The sequence below is a fragment of the Escherichia sp. WS547 genome (assembly GCF_046486065.1).
GTDB lineage: Bacteria > Pseudomonadota > Gammaproteobacteria > Enterobacterales > Enterobacteriaceae > Escherichia > Escherichia coli.
The window spans coordinates 1-23,208 of record NZ_JBJQMA010000011.1; the positions used below are offsets into that span (position 1 = coordinate 1).

The 23,208-nt window shown below is 50.1% G+C and carries 19 protein-coding genes, 3 tRNA genes, 2 pseudogenes and 1 riboswitch; of the genes and pseudogenes, 10 read left to right on the top strand and 14 right to left on the bottom strand.

The features are described from left to right. Positions 1-2,523, bottom strand: a 2,523-nt coding sequence (locus tag ACJHWK_RS11775) for a DUF6531 domain-containing protein (RefSeq protein WP_410234846.1), incomplete at its 3' end; no start/stop codon positions are given. A 521-nt stretch (positions 2,524-3,044) separates the two neighbouring features. Here ACJHWK_RS11775 and ACJHWK_RS11780 point away from each other — a divergent pair. Then, complete coding sequence (locus ACJHWK_RS11780; RefSeq protein ID WP_001578541.1) at positions 3,045-3,506, top strand: hypothetical protein; 462 nt, start codon at positions 3,045-3,047, stop codon at positions 3,504-3,506. After that, complete coding sequence (locus tag ACJHWK_RS11785; protein WP_001578542.1) at positions 3,503-3,691, top strand: helix-turn-helix domain-containing protein; 189 nt, start codon at positions 3,503-3,505, stop codon at positions 3,689-3,691. The genes ACJHWK_RS11780 and ACJHWK_RS11785 overlap by 4 nt, the downstream gene beginning before the upstream one ends. Before the next feature lie 490 nt (positions 3,692-4,181). Here ACJHWK_RS11785 and ACJHWK_RS11790 read toward each other — a convergent pair whose 3' ends face one another. Next, the gene (locus ACJHWK_RS11790; protein WP_000301065.1) at positions 4,182-4,340 is read right to left on the bottom strand and encodes a hypothetical protein; all 159 of its coding nucleotides are present in this window, start codon (positions 4,338-4,340) and stop codon (positions 4,182-4,184) included. 267 nt (positions 4,341-4,607) lie between these two features. Between ACJHWK_RS11790 and ACJHWK_RS11795 the strand changes: the two are divergent. Beyond that, positions 4,608-5,199, top strand: a pseudogene (locus ACJHWK_RS11795) (phage integrase N-terminal domain-containing protein). A 1,363-nt stretch (positions 5,200-6,562) separates the two neighbouring features. Here ACJHWK_RS11795 and ACJHWK_RS11800 read toward each other — a convergent pair. The 3 genes and pseudogenes from ACJHWK_RS11800 to yeeO all read right to left on the bottom strand — a co-directional run bounded on the left by ACJHWK_RS11800 (position 6,563) and on the right by yeeO (position 9,649). Then, positions 6,563-7,824: pseudogene (locus ACJHWK_RS11800) on the bottom strand (tyrosine-type recombinase/integrase). A gap of 161 nt (positions 7,825-7,985) precedes the next feature. Beyond that, positions 7,986-8,061 (bottom strand) — tRNA-Asn (locus ACJHWK_RS11805). Positions 8,062-8,161: 100 nt separating this feature from the next. Next, positions 8,162-9,649, bottom strand: coding sequence for a toxic metabolite efflux MATE transporter YeeO (gene yeeO / locus ACJHWK_RS11810; protein ID WP_284730203.1), 1,488 nt, complete (start codon positions 9,647-9,649; stop codon positions 8,162-8,164). 160 nt (positions 9,650-9,809) lie between these two features. Here yeeO and ACJHWK_RS11815 point away from each other — a divergent pair. Then, positions 9,810-9,885 (top strand) — tRNA-Asn (locus tag ACJHWK_RS11815). Positions 9,886-9,922: 37 nt separating this feature from the next. Here the strand turns inward: ACJHWK_RS11815 and cbl are convergent. Together cbl and nac are read right to left on the bottom strand one after the other, a co-directional pair. After that, on the bottom strand, positions 9,923-10,873 hold the full coding sequence (cbl, locus tag ACJHWK_RS11820) for an HTH-type transcriptional regulator Cbl (protein ID WP_001011029.1): 951 nt from the start codon (positions 10,871-10,873) through the stop codon (positions 9,923-9,925). 101 nt (positions 10,874-10,974) lie between these two features. Then, on the bottom strand, positions 10,975-11,892 hold the full coding sequence (gene nac / locus ACJHWK_RS11825; RefSeq protein WP_001011472.1) for a nitrogen assimilation transcriptional regulator NAC: 918 nt from the start codon (positions 11,890-11,892) through the stop codon (positions 10,975-10,977). A 326-nt stretch (positions 11,893-12,218) separates the two neighbouring features. On the opposite strand from nac, the gene ACJHWK_RS11830 reads away from it, so the two are divergent. Further along, a tRNA-Asn gene (locus tag ACJHWK_RS11830) sits at positions 12,219-12,294 on the top strand. 55 nt (positions 12,295-12,349) lie between these two features. On the opposite strand, the gene ldtA is transcribed toward ACJHWK_RS11830, so the two are convergent. The 7 genes from ldtA to pduF form a co-directional block, all read right to left on the bottom strand. Next, the gene (gene ldtA / locus ACJHWK_RS11835; protein WP_170886300.1) at positions 12,350-13,285 is read right to left on the bottom strand and encodes a L,D-transpeptidase; all 936 of its coding nucleotides are present in this window, start codon (positions 13,283-13,285) and stop codon (positions 12,350-12,352) included. Positions 13,286-13,346: 61 nt separating this feature from the next. After that, positions 13,347-14,426, bottom strand: coding sequence for a nicotinate-nucleotide--dimethylbenzimidazole phosphoribosyltransferase (cobT, locus tag ACJHWK_RS11840; RefSeq protein ID WP_170886301.1), 1,080 nt, complete (start codon positions 14,424-14,426; stop codon positions 13,347-13,349). A gap of 11 nt (positions 14,427-14,437) precedes the next feature. Next, the gene (gene cobS / locus ACJHWK_RS11845; protein WP_170886302.1) at positions 14,438-15,181 is read right to left on the bottom strand and encodes an adenosylcobinamide-GDP ribazoletransferase; all 744 of its coding nucleotides are present in this window, start codon (positions 15,179-15,181) and stop codon (positions 14,438-14,440) included. Next, on the bottom strand, positions 15,178-15,723 hold the full coding sequence (gene cobU, locus ACJHWK_RS11850; protein WP_001602806.1) for a bifunctional adenosylcobinamide kinase/adenosylcobinamide-phosphate guanylyltransferase: 546 nt from the start codon (positions 15,721-15,723) through the stop codon (positions 15,178-15,180). Before cobU ends, cobS begins: the two co-directional genes overlap by 4 nt. A 133-nt stretch (positions 15,724-15,856) precedes the next feature. Then, positions 15,857-16,294, bottom strand: coding sequence for a cobalamin biosynthesis protein (locus tag ACJHWK_RS11855; protein WP_170886303.1), 438 nt, complete (start codon positions 16,292-16,294; stop codon positions 15,857-15,859). 217 nt (positions 16,295-16,511) lie between these two features. Then, positions 16,512-16,687, bottom strand: a riboswitch (cobalamin riboswitch). A 91-nt stretch (positions 16,688-16,778) separates the two neighbouring features. Continuing rightward, a complete protein-coding gene (gene pocR, locus ACJHWK_RS11860; protein WP_032352495.1) occupies positions 16,779-17,693 on the bottom strand; it encodes a transcriptional regulator PocR in 915 nt (304 codons plus the stop codon). 203 nt (positions 17,694-17,896) lie between these two features. Continuing rightward, positions 17,897-18,706 (bottom strand): propanediol diffusion facilitator PduF, encoded by an 810-nt coding sequence (pduF, locus tag ACJHWK_RS11865; protein ID WP_170886305.1) that lies wholly within the window; start codon positions 18,704-18,706, stop codon positions 17,897-17,899. Positions 18,707-19,217: 511 nt separating this feature from the next. Between pduF and pduA the strand changes: the two genes are divergently transcribed. The 5 genes from pduA to pduE are packed head-to-tail and all read left to right on the top strand — an operon-like array spanning position 19,218 to position 23,205. Continuing rightward, complete coding sequence (gene pduA, locus ACJHWK_RS11870; RefSeq protein ID WP_001183614.1) at positions 19,218-19,502, top strand: propanediol utilization microcompartment protein PduA; 285 nt, start codon at positions 19,218-19,220, stop codon at positions 19,500-19,502. Continuing rightward, positions 19,499-20,311, top strand: a complete 813-nt coding sequence (gene pduB / locus ACJHWK_RS11875; RefSeq protein WP_410234847.1) for a propanediol utilization microcompartment protein PduB — start codon at positions 19,499-19,501, stop codon at positions 20,309-20,311. The genes pduA and pduB overlap by 4 nt, the downstream gene beginning before the upstream one ends. A gap of 18 nt (positions 20,312-20,329) precedes the next feature. Continuing rightward, positions 20,330-21,994 (top strand): propanediol/glycerol family dehydratase large subunit, encoded by a 1,665-nt coding sequence (gene pduC / locus ACJHWK_RS11880; RefSeq protein ID WP_248422868.1) that lies wholly within the window; start codon positions 20,330-20,332, stop codon positions 21,992-21,994. Positions 21,995-22,003: 9 nt separating this feature from the next. Continuing rightward, on the top strand, positions 22,004-22,672 hold the full coding sequence (locus tag ACJHWK_RS11885; RefSeq protein ID WP_170886307.1) for a propanediol/glycerol family dehydratase medium subunit: 669 nt from the start codon (positions 22,004-22,006) through the stop codon (positions 22,670-22,672). A 14-nt stretch (positions 22,673-22,686) separates the two neighbouring features. Continuing rightward, complete coding sequence (gene pduE / locus ACJHWK_RS11890) at positions 22,687-23,205, top strand: propanediol dehydratase small subunit PduE (RefSeq protein WP_001578557.1); 519 nt, start codon at positions 22,687-22,689, stop codon at positions 23,203-23,205. Positions 23,206-23,208 lie beyond the last annotated feature (3 nt).

Consider the following 23,208-nt stretch of genomic DNA (forward strand, 5'->3'; position numbering starts at 1 on the left):
GGTCAGTTCGTATGCGGCATTACTGCCTGCCATGCTGCCAAAGCTGCGCACCGTTTCTCTGTGCAGGCGGTCGCGCGCGTACTCCAGCAGCGGCGTGTCGCCCAGCTTCATCCCCGCCAGGTAACCGCTGCCGTAGGTCAGCCACTCCACAGCAGGCAGGCAGTCCGGCGTGACGCGGTTTGCCAGACCCTGTTCGTTGTAGGCGTGTTTTGTCTCATGCAGCCAGAGCAGTTCCCCCGTCTCCGGGTTATGCACCGTCTGGCGCTCGCCGGTGAGACGTCCCTTACGGTTATAGCCGTAATGCACCGCCACCCGGTGACCTTCGCTCAGGTGGCTGATTTCTTTCAGCCAGCCGTGGTCATTATACCGCCACTGCTCTGCCGGTTCGCCGTTCACCGTGCGGTGTGTGATACGGTCCGATTCGTCGTAGTGCCAGAGGGTGACAAGCCCCTCATCCTCGTTCTGCGTGAGTTTCCCGGTCAGGTCGTAACGGTAACGTTGCGTCCGCCCGTCAAAGCCGCTCTGCTGTATCAGGCGGTCGAGCACATCGTAACTGAAGTCGCTGTGACAGCCGTTCTCGTTGGTCAGGCTGATGACACGTCCGGCAACGTCGTATTCCATGCTGCGCGTCAGCCCGCCCTGCGTGGTACTGACGGCCTTTCCCCACGCATCGTACTGTGTCTCGCTTCTGTTGTCGTCTGGCGTGATAATGGCGGTCAGGTCGCCTGCACCGTTGTACTCATACTGCGTTTCACGGCCCTGCGTATCTTTCACCGAGATTAACTGACCACGGCTGTCATAGCTGCGGTAAAGACTGACACCTTCCTCACGGTGGACCGCCGTCATCTGACCAAAGCGGTCGTATTCATAACGGGTCTGGTAGCCTGAGCAGTCGGTGAAAGTCAGTAACTGCCCGTAACGGCTCCACGTCATCTGCTTGCGGCTACCCGTCGCATCTTCAGTTGCAGAGGGTAATTCACTGTGCGGATTATCATAACTGTAGCGGGTGATATCGCCGTTGCGAGCGGTTTCCTGCGTCAGACGCCCGTACTCATCATATTTCCTGCGCATTTCCAGTCCGTCAGGCCCGGATGCTGAGGTTAACTGGTTCTGGTTGTTATAGTAAAATTCCGATTTCCTGCCGTCCGGCGTGGTGATGCGTGTGACGAGACCCGTCACCACATTCGGACTGTATTCTGTCGTCCGGCCTGCCGCATCCGTCTGTGACTGAAGGCGGCCAATGGAATCGAACTGACTCTGTGTGACGCTGTCGTCAGCGTGCTCTTTTTTCACCACCCGTTTCAGCCCGGCTTCGCCTTCTGTATGCAGCACCTCGCACCGGTTCAGGCTGTCGGTGATGCTGATGCGGTTTTTCTCATACTGATAGGTGTAGCTTAAACCCGCCGGATTACGTTGTTCCGTCACGCGCCCGATGTCGTCGTAGCGGTAACGCATCTCCGGCCTGCCTGCGTAACGGTGCGCCACCATCCGGCCCCGGTATTTATCATCGTAAGTAAAGTGGCGCATCTGCGTACCGCTGCGGTCATACACCGCCGCCAGTTCACCGCGTGGCGTCCAGTCGTAGCGCACCAGTGGCGCGGCAGGTAAATTCTCCGGGTATTCCGGGTCATGCGTCAGCCACACCGCTGACAGGCGGATGCCGTTATCCCGGCCATATTCTGTATAGTCCGGCAATGAAACCGGGATATCTGGTCGTTTTGCTCCGGCTGCAACCGCCTGCTGCTGGGCCTCTTCCGCCCGCTGCGCCTGCGTGGTCAGCACCAGGCGGAACTGACGGCCTGCGCCATCGGTCACGCCGGTGATTTCCCCGGTAAATTCGCCAACTGCCTCACGCCGGAAGGTCAGGGTACGCCCGAAGCGGTCCACCAGGCCGGTCAGCACCCGGTACGGCGGCAATGGCGCAGGCAGCACCTCATCCACACCCGGTACCCGCTCACTCCAGCCGAGTATCCACCACGGCCCCTGCGGACTGTTCGTCGCCAGATAAATATGCGGACTCATGCGGAGTTCTTCCGGCAGAGCCTGCCAGAGTGGGGCAAGACGGTGACTTTCATTCAGTTTCGCCACGCCGCCGCGCACCAGCCAGAATAATTCGCTGCGGCTGAAGCCATCCTCACCGGGAAACAGGTGCTCAAAATGAATGCTTCTGCCACCGTTATCATTGAGTATCAGTTCGTTATCGCGTATCTGTAAGCGGATATCAAAGGGTGCTTTCCAGCCAGGACCGAAGATACCGACGGGCGCAGGGGTTTTCGTCCGGTAGCTGCTGTAGGTGCGGGAGAGCACGAACGGTAACGGGCCGGGCAGCGCGAAATCGGTTTCGCCGGGCTGTACTTTTGCACCGAGCAGCGGATTCACCGGGTTACCGGAAGTGAATCCGCCGGGGCACACTGAACAGGCCACGCCGGTTGGCGCGCCAATCCTCACGCCTGCCGACCCCTGGACTATCGGGCCACCTTTCATTGTGGCATCGCCCTGACGTGCTGCCGGTTTTCCGCTCATCGCTGATATCCTTTTTTATGGTTCATCTGGCCTGATGCTGGCGACACCGGACAAAATGATAAATAACGTTACTGTATGAAACGAAATACGCTCTTTTTACATTTATTTTTTTGACTGATATCAACGGGACGAATTAACTGACAGGATATTTACTGGAAAGTGTCTGCATATTGCTCAATATATATTTTATATAAATATAATTGTATTTAATATTTATCGCGTGATTGTATTTTCCTGTGCGTCTGCTTCCGCTAAACCTCTTGCTGAAAATTACCGAACATTGTATTGTTGCGCCGCGCCTGCAAAATCAGGCGTCGGGATTAGCCTCCTGAAGATCCTCACTGACGATACAATATTTGTGTGTCGCGCACGGTCTCATCTCAATGGCGGGATCGGGCGGGGGCGTCGAAAGACGCGCCAGTGTCAGTGAGGCTGGTAAGGCTAACCCCGTCCGGTTCCACCACCCGTGAGATTAGCCTCTCCAGTGGCTGGAATATTTATCACTCACTGTAGACGGCCTTATGGCGACTACTCTCACCTCTGAATGCAATTTACTTGCTGTTCCCTTTAGTGCCGCTACCGATTTCACCGATCTGGCGGAGTACTGCGATCGCGTTGCCACAACGCTCATCGAGTGCTGCGATCCGGCGCTGAAAACGGCGCTCTGTGGCAGGCTTAATACCTGTCTTGCACTGTTGCGGCCCACGCTGAACGAGCCGATCCCACCACATCTGATTGACGGGTTTATTACGAATGATCTTCCCGATGTTTCACCCGGTTTTGAGCCTGATGCAGGATCACTCTGCGATTACTGCCTGGCGCTGACGCAGATACTGAACGGCCACGTGCTGCTGCCGGAAACCGAAACCACGCTGACCGGGCTGCTGTGCGAACTGGTCTGGTATTTTGCCGCCAATCTGAACGCCCCACGCTGGATATGTACTGCTGACGGCATACAGGTTATCGACGGGAGGCCAGCATGATGCAACCCGACTGGCACCCCGCCGATATTATCGCGGGCCTGAGAAAAAAGGGAACATCGCTGGCTGAGGTTTCCCGCAGGGCCGGGCTGGCGTCTTCCACGCTGGCAAATGCGCTGACCCGCTCCAGGCCGCGCGGCGAAAAACTGATTGCGGATGCGCTGGAAACATCACCGGAAATTATCTGACCGTCCAGATACATCGATGATCGGGGCAACCGTACCGGAAGACTCATGCAAAAACGCCGATCCTGATGGCTGAACCGTCAGGCGCATTGTTACAGTAAAACCAGACTCTCCCGGCGCGCTGCCTGCTTTTGCTGGCAGCGCGCCGGGAGAAGACAAGCGAAGCGCGGCAGTTTTTCCGTCACCAGGTAAGCAAACAATCTTTTAAACCCGGAAACAGTTTTTCCTTCCTGCACCAGAAATAATGGCGCAGTCTCCCGCCTGCAACAAACTGCCTCCGGGCAGTCCCTTTGTCGCTTCACGTCTGAAAGAAGCGCCTGGCTTCGCCAGCATGGCATCCTTTACCGGCGTTGATCTCTGAAAACGCCGGGGATGCAAAAATACCTGCATCTGAGACTGACGTACATATACACCATCACTGCACCAGATACCCGGCTTTACGGGCTGACACTCTGGCTTTGCCGGGTTTTATCTTCTGCTGACAACCAGCGCCTTACATTGACGGGCTGCGGCCTGCATTGCCGTCAGGCTTTGCTGCCGCGTGACCGTCACCCTGCACCAGAAACGTAACGTTTACCCCCTGCACCAGACGAGGCGTCACTTTGGTCGCGCCAGCGAAAAAGCAAAGTGACGCCGCACAACTCACCGCCACAAGCCGCGCCAGTTCTGGCCTGCGCCATATTTCCGCCGTCTGACATGCCCTTTGGGGCCGCTGTCAGCTAAGAGTAAAGGAGAAAAAGATCGATACCGAGGGGGGCAAGAAGCCCCGGAGACACTCCTGCTTCGCAGGCAGTCTGTACTGCGTACAGCCTGAAACTCCCTAAACCTCAACAAACTACCACTCCGGCGTAAAGGTATCGTTCTGGCGCAGCCAAAAAGCACACGCCGGAGACTGTTTGTTTTTGTTGCAGGGGGATTCATGAGTAAATTAAGCAGTGAAATGAAGGCGCTGGCGAAGAAAGCGGGCGGCAGCTTCAAAACGGTGAATGACCGTATCCATATTACAAAACGGTTCAGTGAACATTTACGGGCGCTGAATATCCAGATCCAGCGGGTGGAGCAGATCAAGGTTCGCCATATCGAATGCTACATTGAGGAACGGCTGGAGCTGGATATTGGTTTACGAACGTTGCAAAACGAAATGGCAGCGTTGCGGGCCGTGCTGAGACAGGCTGGACGCAGGCAGGTGATGGAGAAAGCCCGTACTCAGGACGCAGGGCTGGCAGCAGCGCTGGAGATTGCGCGGCTGATGGGGCTGCGTTCGCAGGAGGCGGTACAGAGTTCACAGTCGCTGAAAACGTGGCTGAAAGCCATTTCCCGCGGTGAAACCCGGCTAAAAGTGGTATTTGGCACCAAAGGCGGGCGTCCCCGTTATACGACAGTCCTGGATACTGGCGCAGGGATTCAGCGAAAAGGAGTCACTGGCGCTGACGGCGACGGATCTGGGTCATGGCGACGGTCGCGGTCGCTGGGTGAAACAGGTGTACGGCTACCGCTGGAGGGAGGAATGACTGAATTCATGAATGTCGCAAAATAGTACGTTACTGCGTAACGACAGCGATTTATCGTACCCTCTGTACCGGATCTGGCGCAGGGGGCGAACGGGTTTATATTGTGAAAATATCGTTACAGCATGACGAATAAATATCAACTGATCAGATTCTCCTGCTTAACCAATATAGTTTGCCGGGATATTATAGTGATTACCCTGTAATCACTCGAGACGTTCCCGATTAATAGCTGGTGTTTCAATCGTTTTTACCGATATTACGGGACAGGGAAATTTTAAAATGTAAATTCACCGGGGCATCACATTAATTCTAACGCAGGATTATATCTGAAAACTCTCTCTTTGTTTTCCTGCATCTTGTGACATATATTATATGCCCACAGAATGTCTCATAATTTTATAAAAAATGCTGCGACAGTTTTTGACATCATTACCTGCTACATATAGATTAACAATCTTCGGTGCTTCATGTTATTTTTTTGCACTTTGTGATCGTTATCCTGTGGTGAAAATACAGTCTGGTGCAGACTGTCATGGAGCATTTCAAAATAAACTGGTTGCGTCAGAAAGGGAAAGGGTCATAAAGGTTAAGGGGCAATAAGGGTAACAGCGCCTGACCGGAAAGGGCCGAAAACCAAAGGGCCAGAAACTGGCACAACCCTGAACAGGTAGAGCGGCGGGACACTGGCACAGATAACCGATTTACAGGGGCTGGTGCAGATTATTTTGTCTCTGTATAGCTGGTGCAGTGATAATGTGTATCAGGAAAGATTGCCCGGTATTTTATGGCGCATTTTTTGGGATGTATTAAGTGGTAATTCCGTGAAAATATCGATTATTGATAGCTTTTCACCTTCCGTGATTAACATGTTAATCACGGAAGGTGGCTGCCTATTGAAAACAGATGCATTGATAGGTTTTCGCCTGAAATCATTGGAAACAAAATAATTTCAGACTTATATCTATATGGTCTCTCAATATCTGATGCAGTTCTTACAGGTTTCAGAGTATATGGTCAGGAGATATTCTGGAGTATTAATTGGTATTTCCGTGAAAATATCCCGCATTGATAGGTTTTCATCTTCTGTGATTTGCGGGCAAATCACAGAAGGCACTTATCTATCAATAATGTATTTATTAATAGGCAATCGCCTGAAAATATTCTACTGGAATAATTTCCGGTACTTACCTATTGATAAATGGTTTATTGATTGGTTTTCACCAAAATTATTTGGGGCCAAATATTTTTAGATACTTTCCGATTGATAATAACAGAAAAATGGTAATACTTCTCAATACAATAAGCAGATCCCGGTCAATCAGGATCTGCTTTTACATTTTTAATGATTTCCGCTATTTCTGATTCAGGCTGCCTTATGCTGCCGGGCATAAATGTACGGCGCAACATACCCCTCGCGGCACACATCCAGATAATCCGACCACCACTGCATCATGGCCTTTCTGGCCTCCAGATGCTCCGCTTTATGCACATAGGCTGCCCGCACGCTGTTACGCTCCTGGTGGCTCATTTGCCGCTCCACCGTATCGCGTGACCACAGCTCCGACTCCACCAGGGCGCTACAGGCCATCGCCCTGAGTCCATGCCCGCAGATTTCAGTTTTCGTATCATACCCCATCAGGCGTAGCGCCCGGTTGGTGGTGTTTTCACTCATTGGCTTGTACGGATTATGATCACCGGGAAACACCAGATCCAGATGGCCGGAAAGCTCCTGTATCTGTTTCAGAATGGCAATCGCCTGGCGGGAGAGCGGCACGATATGCGGGGTACGTATTTTTGCGCCACGCCCCGAAAACCGTACTTTGTCGATTGCCTCGCGGGTGGCGGGGATGGTCCAGATTTTGTGCCTGAAATCGATCTCGCGCCAGCGGGCGAAACGCAGTTCGCTGGAACGGATAAACAGGTGCAACGTCAGCACCACCGCCAGCCGTGTTAACTCCCGGCCCTGCTGATAGTCACCGATGCGGCCAAGCAGTTCGGGCAACCGCTCCAGCAGTAACGCGGGGTAGTGATTCTTTACGGGTGAGGCGACAACGCCATCCAGATGCTGCGCCGGATTGCTTTCGGTAAGCCCCTGCTGAACGGCATAGCGCATGATGTTGCTGAGTTGCTGCCGGGTTCGGGACGCGACTTCCAGAAAGCCTTTATCCTCGATAACCCGCAACAAAGCAGTAAATCCTGCGTTTTAAGAGTGGCAACTGGCAGATGACCAATCGCCGGGAAGATATGGTTTTCCATACTGGCGAGAATACGGGCGGCATAATCAGCCGACCATTTTTTGTTGGTTTTGTGCCAGGCCAGCGCCACTGCCTTAAAGCACTTTTCAGGGGAGCAGGCCGCTTTCTCCGCCATGCGCTGCTGCGCCGGGTTGATATTCTGCGCCAGTAACTTACGGATACCGTCGCGCTGTTGCCTGGCTTCTGCCAGTGAGACAAGCGGGTATGCGCCAAGACTGACTCTGGATTCTTTTCCGCTGAAACGATATTTGAGATACCAGATGCGTGAACCGCCCGGATTGACGAGCAGATACAGACCGTGAGAGTCGGAGAGTTTTACCGGACGGGAAGAGGGTTTTAACTTGCGGATTTTAGAATCGTTTAAAGACATTTGGGGGTCACTCCAGAATCGAACCAAACTGACCCCAGATCTGACCACCAAATTATCCCGATACAGAGAGAAAACCAGATACGCACCGGGAAGGATTTTCACGCTAACTTACTGAATCGTAAACAAATAGAGACGTACAGATAAGCATGAAAACTTGAATTTGGCTCCTCTGACTGGACTCGAACCAGTGACATACGGATTAACAGTCCGCCGTTCTACCGACTGAACTACAGAGGAATCGTGAGAACGAGGCGAATATTAGCGATGCCCATCCACAATGTCAAAGCCTGTTTTTTAAATTTGAAATCGTTTGCTGAAATAATCTGCATTTTGTCGTTTATTCCGACACAACTGGCTTTTTTTCACACTTTTGCGGCTCGGGTCGAGGGTATTTCCATAGCCAACGTCCAGTAACCATTCGCCAGTAAAACAGCACGGCCCGCACAGCCCAGTCGGCAAACATTCCCATCCAGACACCAACCACACCCCAGCCAAGCATGATTCCCAGCACATAACCGACTACAACCCGGCAACCCCACATGCTCAACATAGAAACCCACATGGCGTAACGTGCATCGCGAGCACCCTTAAATCCAGCGGGTAGCACCCATGAGGCAGACCAAATAGGCATAAATAAAGCATTTAGCCAAATCAGAATCACAACGACATGTTTAACCTGTGGATCTTGGGTGTAAAACGATGCCATAACCCCGGCAAAGGGAGCCGTTAGCCAGGCGATGGCCGTTAATCCAAGAGTGGACAGCCAGAACACATGCCGCAACTGAATCTCTGCTTGCGCTATCTGCCCTACCCCCAACCTTCGGCCTGTAATGATCGTAGAAGCAGAGCCGAGCGCACTTCCGGGTAAGTTGATAAGAGCCGCAATTGAAAACGCGATAAAATTCCCGGCAATAACACTGGTCCCCATCCCGGCAACGAACATTTGGGTTAATAACCGACCACTGGTAAATAATACTGATTCGACACTCGCTGGAATACCAATCCCCATGACTTCCCAGATAATGCTAAAATTCAGCGGTTTAAAATAGCTCTTTAACGAAATCCTTAGCGCAGGATTAAAACCAATCGCCAGCACCCACAAAATTGCCACTGCGCCAATATAACGAGAAATGGTTAACCCCAACCCAGCCCCGACAAATCCCAGTCCCGGCCAGGAGAAAAGGCCGTAAATCAATATGCCGCTAATAATAATATTAAGAATATTCAGGCTACCGTTAATCAGTAGCGGTATTTTCGTATTCCCTGCACCACGAAGTGCCCCGCTACCAATCAAAGTGATGGCAGCTGCTGGATAACTGAGTACCGTCAGCTCCAGATAAGTCAACGCCAGTGCTTTAACTTCTGTCGTGGCATCACCCGCGACGAAATCAATAATTTGTTCGCCAAAATGATGAATAAGCGTTGCCAACAGTACGGCAAACAACGTCATGATCACCAATGACTGGCGCGTCGCCCCCCTCGCTCGTCGTCGATCCCGCTTACCGAGACTAAATGCCACAACGACAGTAGTACCAAGATCGATAGCTGCAAAAAAAGCCATAATGACCATATTGAAGCTGTCCGCCAATCCCACGCCGGCCATCGCATCTTTTCCCAGCCAGCTGACCAGAAAAGTGCTCAGGACCCCCATCAACAGGACACAGGCGTTCTCCATGAAGATAGGAACAGCAAGCGGGGTTATCTCGCGCCAGAACAACACTTTGTAACTCTTGCGTTTGGCGTTCCAGCGAGTGCCGTGAACAACCTGGCGTAAAGCAGAGGAGATATTCAAAGCCGACCTAAATTGCAGAAAGTGAAACCACATTTCAAATAATGAGGGAGAATCAGCAAAGCTGCAAAGATTTTCGCCAACAAATTGTCTGCAAATGCAACAAACTGTTGATAGAAACGGCAAACAGTTGGGAAATTTAAAAATCGGGTTTGACAAAAGATTTTTCGCCGTTAAGATGTGCCTCAACAGCGATTCCTCTGTAGTTCAGTCGGTAGAACGGCGGACTGTTAATCCGTATGTCACTGGTTCGAGTCCAGTCAGAGGAGCCAAATTTCTGAAAAGCCCGCTTTTATAGCGGGCTTTTTGCTATATCTGATAATCAATTTCCTCTTCACTGTTTTCCATCACCTGGCGCTTGATATCCTCAACTGACAGTCCTGCATTACAAAGTTCAAGAAAGCGCCAGACATAGTTACGTTGAAGTTGCCCTCGCTTCAGTCCCAACCAGACAGTATTAGCATCGAAAAGATGCCGCGTATCCAGACGGATTAAATTCTTTTCCTCTTGTTCACCACTGGATTGTTCGGCAACTAATCCGATCCCCAACCCAAGAGCAACATAGGTTTTAATGACATCAGAATCCTGCGCACTTAATACAATATCTGCCAGCAAACCTTTGCGGACAAATGCGTCATCAATACGTGAGCGCCCCGTAATCCCCTGTCGGTAAGTAATTAACGGCCACTTCGCTATTGATTCCAGCGTCAACGGTGTAATTTGCGTCAAGGGATGATCGAGTGGAACAAGCAAACTATGGTGCCAACGAAACCACGGGAAGGCGACGAGCTGCGGGTCATTACTCAAACGCTCGCTGGCGATACCAATATCAGCTTCGCCATTTTGCAACAACGTCGCAATTTCCTGTGGTGTACCCTGGATTAGCTCCAGCCGAACCTCCGGGAAAAGTTCGCGAAAAGCTTTAATGACCTCAGGCAAGCTATAACGTGCCTGAGTATGCGTCGTTGCAATAGTGAGAACGCCAGACGTATCGTTGGTAAACAGGTCTGCAAGCCGACGAACATTACTGGCTTCATTAAGAATGCGTTCTGCAATGACCAGTAATGCTTTGCCCGGTTCAGTCATGCCCAGCAGTCGCTTACCTCGTCGAACAAATATTTCGATGCCAAGTTCATCCTCCAATTCCCGAATATGACGGCTGACGCCGGACTGTGAGGTGAAAAGCATATTCGCAACCTCTGTCAGGTTGTAATCCTGACGTGCAGCCTCGCGGATTATCTTTAGTTGTTGGAAATTCACGGTAAACTCCGGGCAGTTCAGATATCCCGTTATTGTTAAAGTCTAATGCCCGGCATAACAAATAATAAAAACCCTCATCTTATTCCATCCCGATATAACGCTTAGCTCACCAATTGCCACTGCCTTTTTTCCATCACTGGAGAACTCATCACTGACATTAACAACTCTTTCACTGCTTGCGCCTGTGGTGATAAGTTCGCTCTGGCGGGTAAATTTAATGACAAAGAGAGACTCATGGAAGGTGTGGTAATGCGTGACATCCACCCGTTTACTGCGCCACATAACGAACGCGCGGCCGATTCGGGTAATACTGCAACGCCCATGCCGCTAGCAATCGCTGCGGTAAGCGTGGCAATAGACTCAATTTCACCAATGACTTTTGCCGTGAGTCGCCGTAGGGAAAAAGCCTCATCAACACGAAGTCTAATAGCACTGTAATCACTTGGGAGAAAGAGGTTCATTTGCGCAATAGCATTAACATCAACGCTTTGCCCCGGGCAATCTTGAGTTCCTACCAGAAAAAGATCTTCTTTCAGTAAAGCCTGACTGGATACACCAGCCACAGGGGAATGCTCATAAATCACCGCCATATCGAGTTGGTGATTTATCAGTTTTTCGTTAAGCACTGCACCACTATTTTCATGAAGATAGATAACGACCTCCGGGAATTCAGCGCGAACCGCCTGTAATAAGGGCATGGTGATGGATGACGCAGCGGTTCCTGGCGCAAAGCCAATCGAGACTTGCCCCGATAATGCCTGACCAACGTTATGCACCGCCAGTTGGGCCTGCTCACACTGACGTAAAATGGCCCGCGCATGGGTATAGAGAATTTTTCCGGCGTCAGTTGGCGTAACGCCCCGTTTTGTGCGAATCAAAAGTTGTTGATTTAACTCACCTTCCAGTGTGGCAACCTGCTGACTGAGCGCTGGTTGTGCGATATGCAATACTTCAGCAGCCTGGGTCAGGCTACCAATATCTACAATTTTTACGAAGTATTTCAGGCGTCTGAAGTTCATGTTGCCTCCGGTTTTTAAGAATCAGCCCAAGTGCCGCCATTACTTACAACCAGATTGCAAGATGCTTGCCAGTTTTATTTTGGCGTTGATGTACAAGCTAACCAACTGTCAAATAAGAGATTATGATAGATTCGTCATTGGCTCCTTTAATCAGCTGTCGCGTTCCCCTGCCCCATAAAAGGAGGGTATGCACCACGATGGTTCATTGCCCAATAAGATTGAAAGCTCACCACTTTGTTGAAATTGACAGCAAACAAACAAAAAAATGCATTTCACCCTTTGACATCACCATGTACTGCCATTAATATGCGCCCCGTTCACACGATTCCTCTGTAGTTCAGTCGGTAGAACGGCGGACTGTTAATCCGTATGTCACTGGTTCGAGTCCAGTCAGAGGAGCCAAATTCAAAAAAGCCTGCTTTCAAGCAGGCTTTTTGCTTTCTAATTACCAACGCTCTTAAAACATCTGTCTTGAACCAGAACTAATTTGCACAGGCATTCCCGATCGACGTTGCAACGCAGCATTTGCGCGATTCACATCAACTTCTTGCCCGTTGATAAACGCCCGCAAAGATGGGGTTACCGGCAATGGCACTTTTCGGTCAGACTCATATTCAGCACGATTGCGCGACAGCGGCTCATGAACTTCCAGCCACTTTGAACCATCCGGTTCCGTTGTGTATTTCACTGGCTGATCAATAAGTTGCACACGAGTACCTACAGGAACATTATCAAACAGATATTTGATATCGTCATTGCGCAGACGAATACAGCCCTGACTTACCCGGAGCCCAATACCAAAATTGGCATTGGTACCGTGGATGGCATACAACCTGCCAATATAAATCGCGTACAGCCCCATGGGATTATCGGGCCCCGCAGGAACAAATGCGGGCAAACTCTCCCCTCGTTTCGCATATTCGCGCCGGGTGTTCGGCGTTGGCGTCCAGGTTGGTGCTTCTTGTTTACGTTCAACGGTAGTCACCCAGTTACGCGGGGTTTCTCGCCCAGCCTGGCCGATACCAATAGGAAAAACCTCCACAGTATTACTGTCTGGTGGGTAGTAATAAAGACGCATCTCAGCGACGTTAACCACAATCCCTTTACGAACAGTGGCGGGCAAAATCAGTTGCTGCGGAATGGTGAGTTGCGAGCCTGACTTCGGCAAGAAAACATCAGCGCCCGGATTCGCTTCCAGCATGTTACTTAACCCTTGCCCGTATTGTGCGGCAAAAGTCTCCAGCGGCTGGGTATTGTGATCAGGAATAGTTACAGTAAGCGATTGTCCCACTAAACGGCTACCCTCTGGAGGTAATGGATAAGTTACCGCCAGGCTATTATGGCTGGCAAAAAGTAGAGCAAATGAGCAAAAAATATTTACACGACGCATCATGTCCCTTTCCTAAGTCGTGAAAGCTATCGGTTAAGTATAGCTTTTATCAGACTTTTCGTTTTTAACTGTTCAAATCAGAAGTCGTATTCCCCGGTAGAACAATATTACTGGCAGCAAGTTCGCCCATGTTGCTGTATATCGCACAAGCAGCTTCGATGATGGGCATCGCCAGAGCTGCGCCACTCCCCTCACCTAAACGCATCTCCATATTGAGATAAGGCTCCAGCCCCAAATGCGACAGCGCTATACGCGCCCCTTTTTCTGCCGACAGGTGAGAAGGAATGAGATACGGTTTGATTGCAGGAGACATCTGGCAGGCTGCGAGCGCAGCAGCATAAGAAAGAAATCCATCCAGCAACACGGGTAAACCGCAGGAAGCAGCACCTAACATCACTCCAGCTATTCCGACCAAATCAAATCCACCCACTTTTGCCAGGACATCAACACCATCCTGAGGATTTGGTTGATTCAACGTAATCGCCCGACGCACAACATCAATTTTATTAGCCAGTTTATCTGTCGGCAGGTTTGCGCCAATCCCAACCACTTCTTCAGGATCCCGGCCAGTGATTGTGCTGACTATTGCCGCTGCCGGTGTCGTGTTTGCCATCCCCAGTTCACCTACACCAAACAGCGTGACACCGTTTTTTGCCAGCTCCCGCGTATAACATATGACGTCCAAAAGCAACTTTTCAGCCTGACGGCGACTCATTGCCGGAGCTGAAGCGATATTGCCGCTACCTCGTGCGACACGCATGTTGATAAGCCCGGGGATAGGCTCAGCAGTATCAATACCAACATCAATTACGTGGACGTTAGCGCCCGCTTGTGCTGCCAGCACACACACGCCGGTTGTTCCGCGGGTCATATTTTCAGCCTGAATGGCTGTCACTTCTTTTGGGGAAATAGCGACCCCTTCCTCCCAGACGCCGTGATCGGCACACATAACCAGTACCGCTTTTTTGCCCACATGCGGTATGCCATTCAACCCCGGCATTCCCGCCAGTTGTATGGCAAGCGCCTCCAGCTTTCCCAGGCTACCAACAGGTTTGAGTAACCCGTCAATATGCCGTTGTGCACGCGACATAGCGGTAGGATCGATGGCTGGGATCGTATTCAGTAAATCGGCAAGTATTTGCATGTCACGTCTCTTTATAGCAGTGTCAGCAGGAAGACCAGTTCACCAAGCTCTATGGCTGCTCCCAGCGTATCGCCGGTTTGCCCGCCCAGCGTACGTTTGAGAAGCTGACCGAGGATGAAAATCGCCACCATCGTCACCACCATAGCAGCCACACCATGCATACCCGGCAATAATACGGCAGCAAAAATAGCGGCTAAGCCGAGTGTGACGCAGGTTTGTCGCCCATCAATTTTGCCAATGAACACATTGCCAAGTCCTTCTTCCCGGGCATAACGATGACGATACATCAATAATGCGGCAGTCCCGCGGCTGACCGCGCATGCTGCCGCCAGCGATGCAAGGATCGGTTCGCCACGCAAAGCCAGCTCGCTTAACACCAGAATCTTTGCCAGTACAACAAAAATCAATGCCAGACCGCCGTGGGTGCCTAAACGGCTATCACGCATGATTTCCAACATGCGATCGCGGCTACGTGCAGAAAATACGCCATCACAGGTATCGGCGAGGCCGTCCAGGTGGAATCCCCCGGTCATCAGCGCCAGCACCAGCACGCTAAACAGTGCCGCCAGTGGTACGCCAAACCATGCCTGCAACGCCATGAAGACCAGCCCGCTAATCGCGCCAAGCAATAAACCAATTAAAGGAAAAGTAATAATACCGCGAGAATAATGCTCGAAATCCAGTCCCTGGGACCAGCGACGCGGCACAGGCAGACGCGTAATAAAAGAGAGCATCGCCCAAAATAATTTACTCATTTGATTTTTACTCCAATACCCGAAACCACCAGCCACACTTCATTTGCCGCAGCGGCCAGCTGCTGATTTACCCGCCCGGCAATATCACGAAAATGTCGTGCCAGACGACTCTCCGGCACAATCCCCATTCCCACTTCGTTAGTCACTAATACAATCTTCGCGGGGCAACGTTGGCAGGCAGCAATCAACGACTGAATCTCAGCATTAATCGCCTGTTCCATCGCCTGATAATCCCATTCATCAGGGTCTTTATCGCCGCCATAATCAAACAACAGATTAGTCACCATTGTTGTAACGCATTCCAGCAACACAGCTTCATGCGGGTTAATGTCTGCATGAATTAATTCATCAAGATGTTGCCAGCGCTCCACCGTGCGCCAGTGCGCCGGGCGGCCTTGCCGATGATGTTCTATCCGTGCAGCCATCTCATCATCAAGGATTTGCGAGGTGGCGATATACAGAACCTGTGAAGAGTCCCCAATAAGCGCCTCTGCGTGGCGACTCTTCCCGCTCCGTGCTCCACCTGTCACCAAAATCATCATACCGACTCCTGATTCAATTGTATGATGGTATTCATTGAACAGAACAATGGATCCCCCACCGTTGCTGACCGCAAAACATTTACGCGATTAATACTGCGCGTAATATAATTAAAAATCCAGCATTCTCAATCCATTACGAAAGAAGATGGCATTGCGGAATAGCCAGACTTCCTCGTGTTAACGTACGACAAAATGCGTCATTGACAGCGGTTTCTCTGGAATGACAGATTTCATTCAGATAATGGATCAATGCCACAGCCCCACCAGCCGGACCAGTCAGCAAACGGGCATTGTGTTCTGCAATCACAATTACCGTCGTTCCCTCAGAATGAGGGAGCCATTCTGGTACGGATATCTCGCTTTCAGCTGCTATCAATAGCAGCACTGAATAATCGCTATACGCATCTGATAACGATTGCACAGGCCCACCGTCAAGAGGCTGGAAATCTTGCTGCCAGTCCTCACCGATAAAACAAGTTATTGGCAATATTTCAGCCAAATGTTTCGCCAGGTCCGCATCTCCAGATAAGAGGCAAAAAAGAGCTATCGATTCGGGTTTTATCGTTTTCATGCCTCTCGCCCTCCACTTAGTTTCCTGTAATGTCGGTCTGGTTGATGAGCCATGAAACAAGATTGCCACACCTTAAGTGCAGCCCTGGTGCCTGTCGGCACTGCGATGAAAGAACTAAATGATGCCGCCATACCCTGATCCTTTCAGGGTGGTAGGGGTATAAAGACGCGCCGGTACTCTACCGGACGCTTCCGGGCAACCCACTTCCCACCGAAGTTGTTGGTATTGACTGACTGGCTGGTCTTCTGGCTTAGCGTCATCCTCTCCCGACCTTCCCAATCTCGCGATCAGTGGCATTTTCGGGTTTGTCAGCATTACAGCAGCGGGGGCTGCGAGGGATTTTCACCCTCTTCCCAGGCACAAATGTGCCACACCTGTCAGCGTATGTTATGAGCTGATTTCACTTTTCCCATAACAGGTAAATAACGTTAATTATTCATTGCAGAGTTTATTTAAACCGTCCTCTTTTTTTGGGGCATTTACTCTATACCGTTTCCATCGCCGCATTATCACTCACTTGCTGTCGATACACCTGCGGCGTAACCTGATAAGTCTGACGGAAAACTTTGCAAAAATAACTGGTTTGCGAAAAACCTAAATTACGCGCAATGCTGGCGATGCTCCAGTCACTATGGCACAGTAACTCACGAGCGCTGGCCATCCGTTGTTGGTTTACCCACGCATTAAAACCGATTCCATGGTATTTCTTAAATAACTTGCTGAAATAATAAGGGCTTAGATAAACGTGCGAGGCGACATCTTCCAGACGCAAATCGTCTGATAAATGCGCATCAATATAGCGTAAAGCTTTTTTCATTTTATTGTCGTGGGGATTAGGCGCACGAGTCTGGCGCACCGAATCTGACTGAGATTTGTTCTCTTTAATAACCACAAAATTGAGTTGTTTTTTGAGGCAATTTTCCACAATCAACTTCAACAAATCAGCAGAGGCCATAACTCTTGAGTAATCCATCTCAGGAACTTTGCGGAATTCATTAAGTAATTCGGGATCTGCCTGCCAGCAATCATCGACATTCAGAATATCGACCAAATCGACATCATCATTACGCAGACGAACTTGCCCGCACAATACAAAACCAACTAAATGCCCGGCGATTACCAGTGGAATAGAGAAATCGGTTAATCCGGCATGACAGCGATAAATACAAGGCTGATCGGATTTAGAGGCTTCCAGGCCCCCACAACGATCGCTCATGCGACATCGAGTGCTTAGCTGAGGGTGTTGCCGCATCATCTGACAAAATGGAGTGAAGTTAAACAGCTCGGAAATTTCATCGCCGTGAATATTGACCACGACAACCGCAAGGCTGGTCGCCTGCGCAAAATCCTGCGCGATTTTATTAATGAGTTCTGAATTAAGTGTCGCCGCAGAAATCATGATAAAACCTCCCAGTTAATTTATTGTTATAGCAAAACAATTGTTTTACATTTAATCTTCACATCATCCCTGATGATTTACTGACGAGAAGCACAAAGGACAATAACAAAAGCCTCCGTGAAGCGGGAGACTTTTTAATAAGTTCGGAAAGCAGATCACAAACAGTAAAAAAAATAAACGTTTATAACTGCCAGATTATTTCGTTATTCGCTGATTTCTTTAGGTGTAACACTATTGACAGGTAAATTCTTTGCAATGAGATAGCAATAAATCGCCGCACCAACACATGCGCCAATGATCGGTGCAATAATGGGTACAATGAAATAAGGAATATTGCGTCCACCAGTCATCGCAATTTCCCCCCAACCCGCAAGCCAGGTGAAAATTTTAGGTCCAAAATCACGCGCTGGATTCATGGCAAAACCGGTTAATGGTCCGGTAGAAGCACCAATAACAGCAACCAGAATACCAATAAGTAAAGGCGCAAGCGGTCCTTTGGGTACGCCATTACCGTCATCGGTCAACGCCATAATCAACCCCATTAACATGGACGTTATGACCACTTCGACCAACGCAGCTTGCCATACATTAATCGCCGCTGCCGGATAAGTACTGAAGATACTAGCGAGTTGTAAACTTTCTGCACTACCACGCACCATATTGTGAGCAGATTCAAAATCGGTAAACAAACTGCTGTAGAGAGAATATGCCAGAACCGCACCACCAAAGGCACCCGCTAATTGCGCCACACAAAATGGCAGCACTTTACGGACTGGGAAAGAGGCAAACAGCCACAGAGCAATGGTAACTGCCGGGTTGAGATGAGCGCCGGAAATACCTGCCGTAAGGTAAACAGCAAGCGAAATCCCTAACCCCCAAATGATACAAATTTCCCACAGTCCCAGACTTGCCCCGGCAAGTTTCAGGGCGCACAAACAACCAATGCCAAAAAAGAGGAACAGTCCGGTGCCTAAAAACTCGGCAACGCATTGCGCCTTGAGTGAATCATTCATAGTGACACCTTCTTTACGGAGTTTTTCTTTATCAGCCAACTATGCGCTGATTGTTGTGTATACCGAGCGCAACTATAAAAAATTGCTCTGCAGAAAATATTGCTAACATGCATGACAGACTCGTGTAAAAATCGTGCTAACATAACAAATTATTGTCATTGCCGAAGCATGCAACACAGCGTTAATCAGTGTTGAAAGTAATAATTACCGCCAAACTTTTATAATAAAAAATTGCCATCATGACATAATAAAATTGAAACAAATATCACAGTTCCTTCCTCGAACAAAACCCCACAAAATATTACTCGCGATTAAACTCACTAGCCAACGCAATTAATTCACATTGAAATATCCACAAAACAACTAATAAATTAACAACATATAGTTCATAAAAGCAATTTTATAATATTTGTTCTCTATTAATTTTTCTGATTAGCCGATTAAGTCAGCCATTCTTTTTCCTCGCTTTTTTTTATAGTCATATCGTCAAAAAAATCCAGGCGAGGTCTTTATGCAACAAGAAGCGTTAGGAATGGTAGAAACCAAAGGCTTAACTGCCGCCATAGAGGCCGCAGACGCCATGGTGAAGTCGGCAAATGTTTTGCTGGTCGGCTACGAAAAAATAGGTTCCGGGCTGGTTACCGTCATCGTTCGTGGTGATGTCGGGGCGGTAAAAGCGGCAACAGACGCGGGTGCCGCAGCTGCGCGTAACGTCGGCGAAGTAAAAGCCGTACACGTTATTCCCCGCCCACATACCGATGTCGAAAAAATCTTACCAAAGGGAATTAACCCATGAGCAGCAATGAACTGGTCGAACAGATCATGGCGCAGGTCATCGCTCGCGTAGCGACGCCAGCGCATAAGGTTCTCCCGAAAACCACTCATCAAATACGAGAGACGGCTATGGCAGAAAAAAGCTGCACGTTAACAGAATTTGTTGGCACCGCTATTGGCGACACTGTAGGTCTGGTCATTGCGAACGTTGATAGCGCCCTGTTGGACGCGATGAAACTTGAAAAACGCTATCGTTCCATTGGCATTCTGGGGGCGCGTATTGGCGCAGGGCCACACATTATGGCCGCTGATGAAGCGGTAAAAGCCACCAACACTGAAGTTATTAGCATTGAACTTCCTCGCGATACTAAAGGCGGTGCCGGACACGGCTCATTGATCCTCTTAGGTGGCAACGATGTTTCCGACGTGAAACGCGGTATTGAAGTTGCCCTGAAAGAACTCGATCGGACCTTTGGTGATGTCTATGCCAACGAAGCCGGGCATCTTGAACTGCAATACACCGCCCGCGCCAGCTATGCACTGGAAAAAGCGTTTGGCGCTCCACTGGGACGGGCTTGCGGCGTTATTGTCGGCGCTCCGGCTGCGGTGGGTGTTCTGATGGCCGACACCGCGCTGAAGTCCGCCAATGTGGATGTCGTGGCATACAGCTCCCCCGCTCAAGGCACCAGCTACAGCAACGAAGTCATTCTGATTATCTCGGGTGACTCCGGCGCAGTCCGCCAGGCGGTCATCTCCGCACGCGAAATCGGTAAAACCGTGCTTTCGACTCTCGGCGATACACCGAAAAACGCTCGCCCTTCCTACATCTGAATTCTCTGAGGCAGATTTATGAGATCGAAAAGATTTGAAGCACTGGCAAAACGCCCGGTCAACCAGGACGGTTTCGTTAAAGAGTGGATTGAAGAAGGCTTCATTGCGATGGAAAGCCCGAACGATCCTAAACCGTCAATCAAAATTGTTAACGGCGTCGTTACCGAACTGGATGGAAAACCCGCCAATCAGTTTGACCTGATCGACCACTTTATCGCCCGCTACGCCATCAATCTCGCGCGCGCCGAAGAAGTCATCGCGATGGATTCGGTAAAACTTGCCAATATGTTGTGCGATCCAAATGTCAAACGTAGCGATATCGTTCCCCTTACCACAGCAATGACGCCTGCAAAAATCGTCGAAGTTGTTTCGCAGATGAACGTGGTAGAGATGATGATGGCGATGCAGAAAATGCGCGCCCGTCGAACACCATCACAACAGGCTCACGTCACCAACGTCAAAGATAACCCGGTACAAATTGCCGCCGACGCAGCTGAAGGCGCATGGCGCGGGTTTGATGAACAGGAAACCACCGTTGCCGTTGCTCGCTATGCCCCGTTCAACGCCATCGCCCTGCTGGTCGGCTCACAGGTGGGACGTCCGGGCGTCTTGACCCAGTGTTCACTGGAAGAAGCCACCGAACTGAAACTCGGTATGTTAGGCCACACCTGTTACGCCGAAACAATTTCTGTCTATGGTACAGAACCTGTTTTCACCGATGGCGATGACACCCCGTGGTCAAAAGGATTTCTCGCGTCATCCTATGCGTCTCGCGGCTTAAAAATGCGCTTTACTTCCGGCTCCGGCTCTGAAGTACAGATGGGTTACGCGGAAGGCAAATCAATGCTTTATCTCGAGGCTCGTTGCATTTACATCACCAAAGCCGCAGGCGTTCAGGGCCTGCAGAATGGTTCGGTAAGCTGCATCGGTGTTCCATCAGCTGTGCCATCAGGCATCCGCGCAGTATTAGCGGAAAACTTAATTTGCTCATCGCTGGATCTGGAATGCGCCTCCAGTAATGACCAGACCTTTACCCACTCGGATATGCGCCGTACCGCACGTTTCCTGATGCAGTTTCTGCCAGGTACCGACTTTATCTCTTCCGGTTTTTCCGCTGTGCCGAACTACGACAACATGTTTGCTGGTTCAAACGAAGATGCTGAAGACTTCGATGATTACAACGTCATTCAGCGTGACCTGAAGGTTGATGGCGGCCTGCGACCAGTACGCGAAGAAGATGTTATCGTTATCCGCAATAAAGCCGCTCGCGCTTTACAGGCTGTCTTTGCCGGTATGGGACTACCGCCTATTACCGATGAAGAAGTCGAAGCGGCAACCTATGCCCACGGTTCGAAAGATATGCCTGAGCGCAATATTGTGGAAGACATCAAGTTCGCCCAGGAGATTATCAATAAAAACCGTAACAGCCTGGAGGTGGTGAAAGCCCTGGCGCAAGGCGGATTTACCGATGTCGCCCAGGACATGCTCAATATGCAAAAAGCAAAACTGACCGGCGATTATCTCCATACCTCAGCCATCATCGTCGATGACGGACAAGTGCTCTCTGCGGTCAATGACGTCAATGATTACGCCGGACCGGCTACAGGTTACCGCCTGCAAGGGGAACGCTGGGAAGAGATCAAAAATATTCCCGGTGCACTTGATCCCAACGAAATTGACTAAGGGTGAGAAATGGAAATTAACGAAAAATTACTGCGTCAGATTATCGAAGGCGTGCTGGCAGAAATGCAAACCAGCGACAAGTCCGTTTCATTTCGTGCACCTGTCTCTGCAACTGTCTCTTCAGTGCCAGATACCGGAAATTTTCTGACCGAAATTGGCGAAGCCCAACAAGGCACTCAGCAAGATGAAGTCATTATTGCTGTAGGCCCGGCGTTCGGCCTGGCGCAAACCGTCAATATCATCGGTATTCCGCATAAAAACATCTTGCGCGAAGTGATTGCTGGTATCGAAGAAGAAGGCATTAAAGCCCGTGTGATTCGCTGCTTTAAATCGTCCGATGTCGCATTCGTAGCAGTCGAAGGCGATCGTCTTAGTGGTTCAGGTATTGCTATCGGTATTCAGTCGAAAGGCACAACGGTTATCCACCAGCAGGGTCTTCCTCCCTTGTCTAACCTGGAACTATTCCCACAAGCGCCTTTGTTGACGCTGGAAACTTATCGTCAGATTGGCAAAAACGCCGCGCGTTATGCAAAGCGTGAGTCTCCACAACCGGTGCCGACCCTCAACGATCAAATGGCGCGGCCGAAATACCAAGCTAAATCTGCCATTTTGCATATCAAAGAGACGAAGTACGTGGTCACTGGCAAAAAACCACAAGAACTGCGCGTGACATTTTAACAAAGGAAATCTTCATGAATACCGATGCAATTGAGTCGATGGTCAGGGACGTGTTGAACCGCATGAACAGTTTACAGGATGCAGCTTCTGTTTCTGCGGTCCCCAACGCATCAATACAGAGCGCCAAAGTGACGGATTATCCGCTGGCAAATAAACATCCGGAATGGGTTAAAACGGCGACCAATAAAACGCTCGACGATTTCACTCTGGAAAATGTACTCAGCGATAACGTCACCGCCCAGGATATGCGTATAACCCCTGAAACATTGCGTATTCAGGCCGCGATTGCCAGAGATGCTGGTCGCGATCGCCTGGCGATGAATTTTGAACGCGCCGCTGAGCTTACCTCAGTACCGGATGATCGCATCCTCGAAATCTACAATGCGTTACGCCCTTATCGTTCGACTAAGCAAGAACTTATTGCCATTGCTGACGATCTTGAACGGCGTTATCAGGCCAAAATTTGTGCTGCATTTGTCCGTGAAGCTGCGGAGCTTTATGTCGAGCGCAAAAAACTGAAAGGCGACGATTAAGGA

Bases quoted from the DNA above. Each gene is read 5' to 3' on its own strand.
- ACJHWK_RS11780 (WP_001578541.1), top strand. From the start codon at position 3,045: ATGGCGACTACTCTCACCTCTGAATGCAATTTACTTGCTGTTCCCTTT.
- ACJHWK_RS11785 (WP_001578542.1), top strand. From the start codon at position 3,503: ATGATGCAACCCGACTGGCACCCCGCCGATATTATCGCGGGCCTGAGA.
- yeeO (WP_284730203.1), bottom strand. From the start codon at position 9,649: ATGTGGTTTCACTTTCTGCAATTTAGGTCGGCTTTGAATATCTCCTCT.
- nac (WP_001011472.1), bottom strand. From the start codon at position 11,892: ATGAACTTCAGACGCCTGAAATACTTCGTAAAAATTGTAGATATTGGT.
- ldtA (WP_170886300.1), bottom strand. From the start codon at position 13,285: ATGATGCGTCGTGTAAATATTTTTTGCTCATTTGCTCTACTTTTTGCC.
- cobT (WP_170886301.1), bottom strand. From the start codon at position 14,426: ATGCAAATACTTGCCGATTTACTGAATACGATCCCAGCCATCGATCCT.
- cobS (WP_170886302.1), bottom strand. From the start codon at position 15,181: ATGAGTAAATTATTTTGGGCGATGCTCTCTTTTATTACGCGTCTGCCT.
- cobU (WP_001602806.1), bottom strand. From the start codon at position 15,723: ATGATGATTTTGGTGACAGGTGGAGCACGGAGCGGGAAGAGTCGCCAC.
- ACJHWK_RS11855 (WP_170886303.1), bottom strand. From the start codon at position 16,294: ATGAAAACGATAAAACCCGAATCGATAGCTCTTTTTTGCCTCTTATCT.
- pocR (WP_032352495.1), bottom strand. From the start codon at position 17,693: ATGATTTCTGCGGCGACACTTAATTCAGAACTCATTAATAAAATCGCG.
- pduF (WP_170886305.1), bottom strand. From the start codon at position 18,706: ATGAATGATTCACTCAAGGCGCAATGCGTTGCCGAGTTTTTAGGCACC.
- pduA (WP_001183614.1), top strand. From the start codon at position 19,218: ATGCAACAAGAAGCGTTAGGAATGGTAGAAACCAAAGGCTTAACTGCC.
- pduB (WP_410234847.1), top strand. From the start codon at position 19,499: ATGAGCAGCAATGAACTGGTCGAACAGATCATGGCGCAGGTCATCGCT.
- pduC (WP_248422868.1), top strand. From the start codon at position 20,330: ATGAGATCGAAAAGATTTGAAGCACTGGCAAAACGCCCGGTCAACCAG.
- ACJHWK_RS11885 (WP_170886307.1), top strand. From the start codon at position 22,004: ATGGAAATTAACGAAAAATTACTGCGTCAGATTATCGAAGGCGTGCTG.
- pduE (WP_001578557.1), top strand. From the start codon at position 22,687: ATGAATACCGATGCAATTGAGTCGATGGTCAGGGACGTGTTGAACCGC.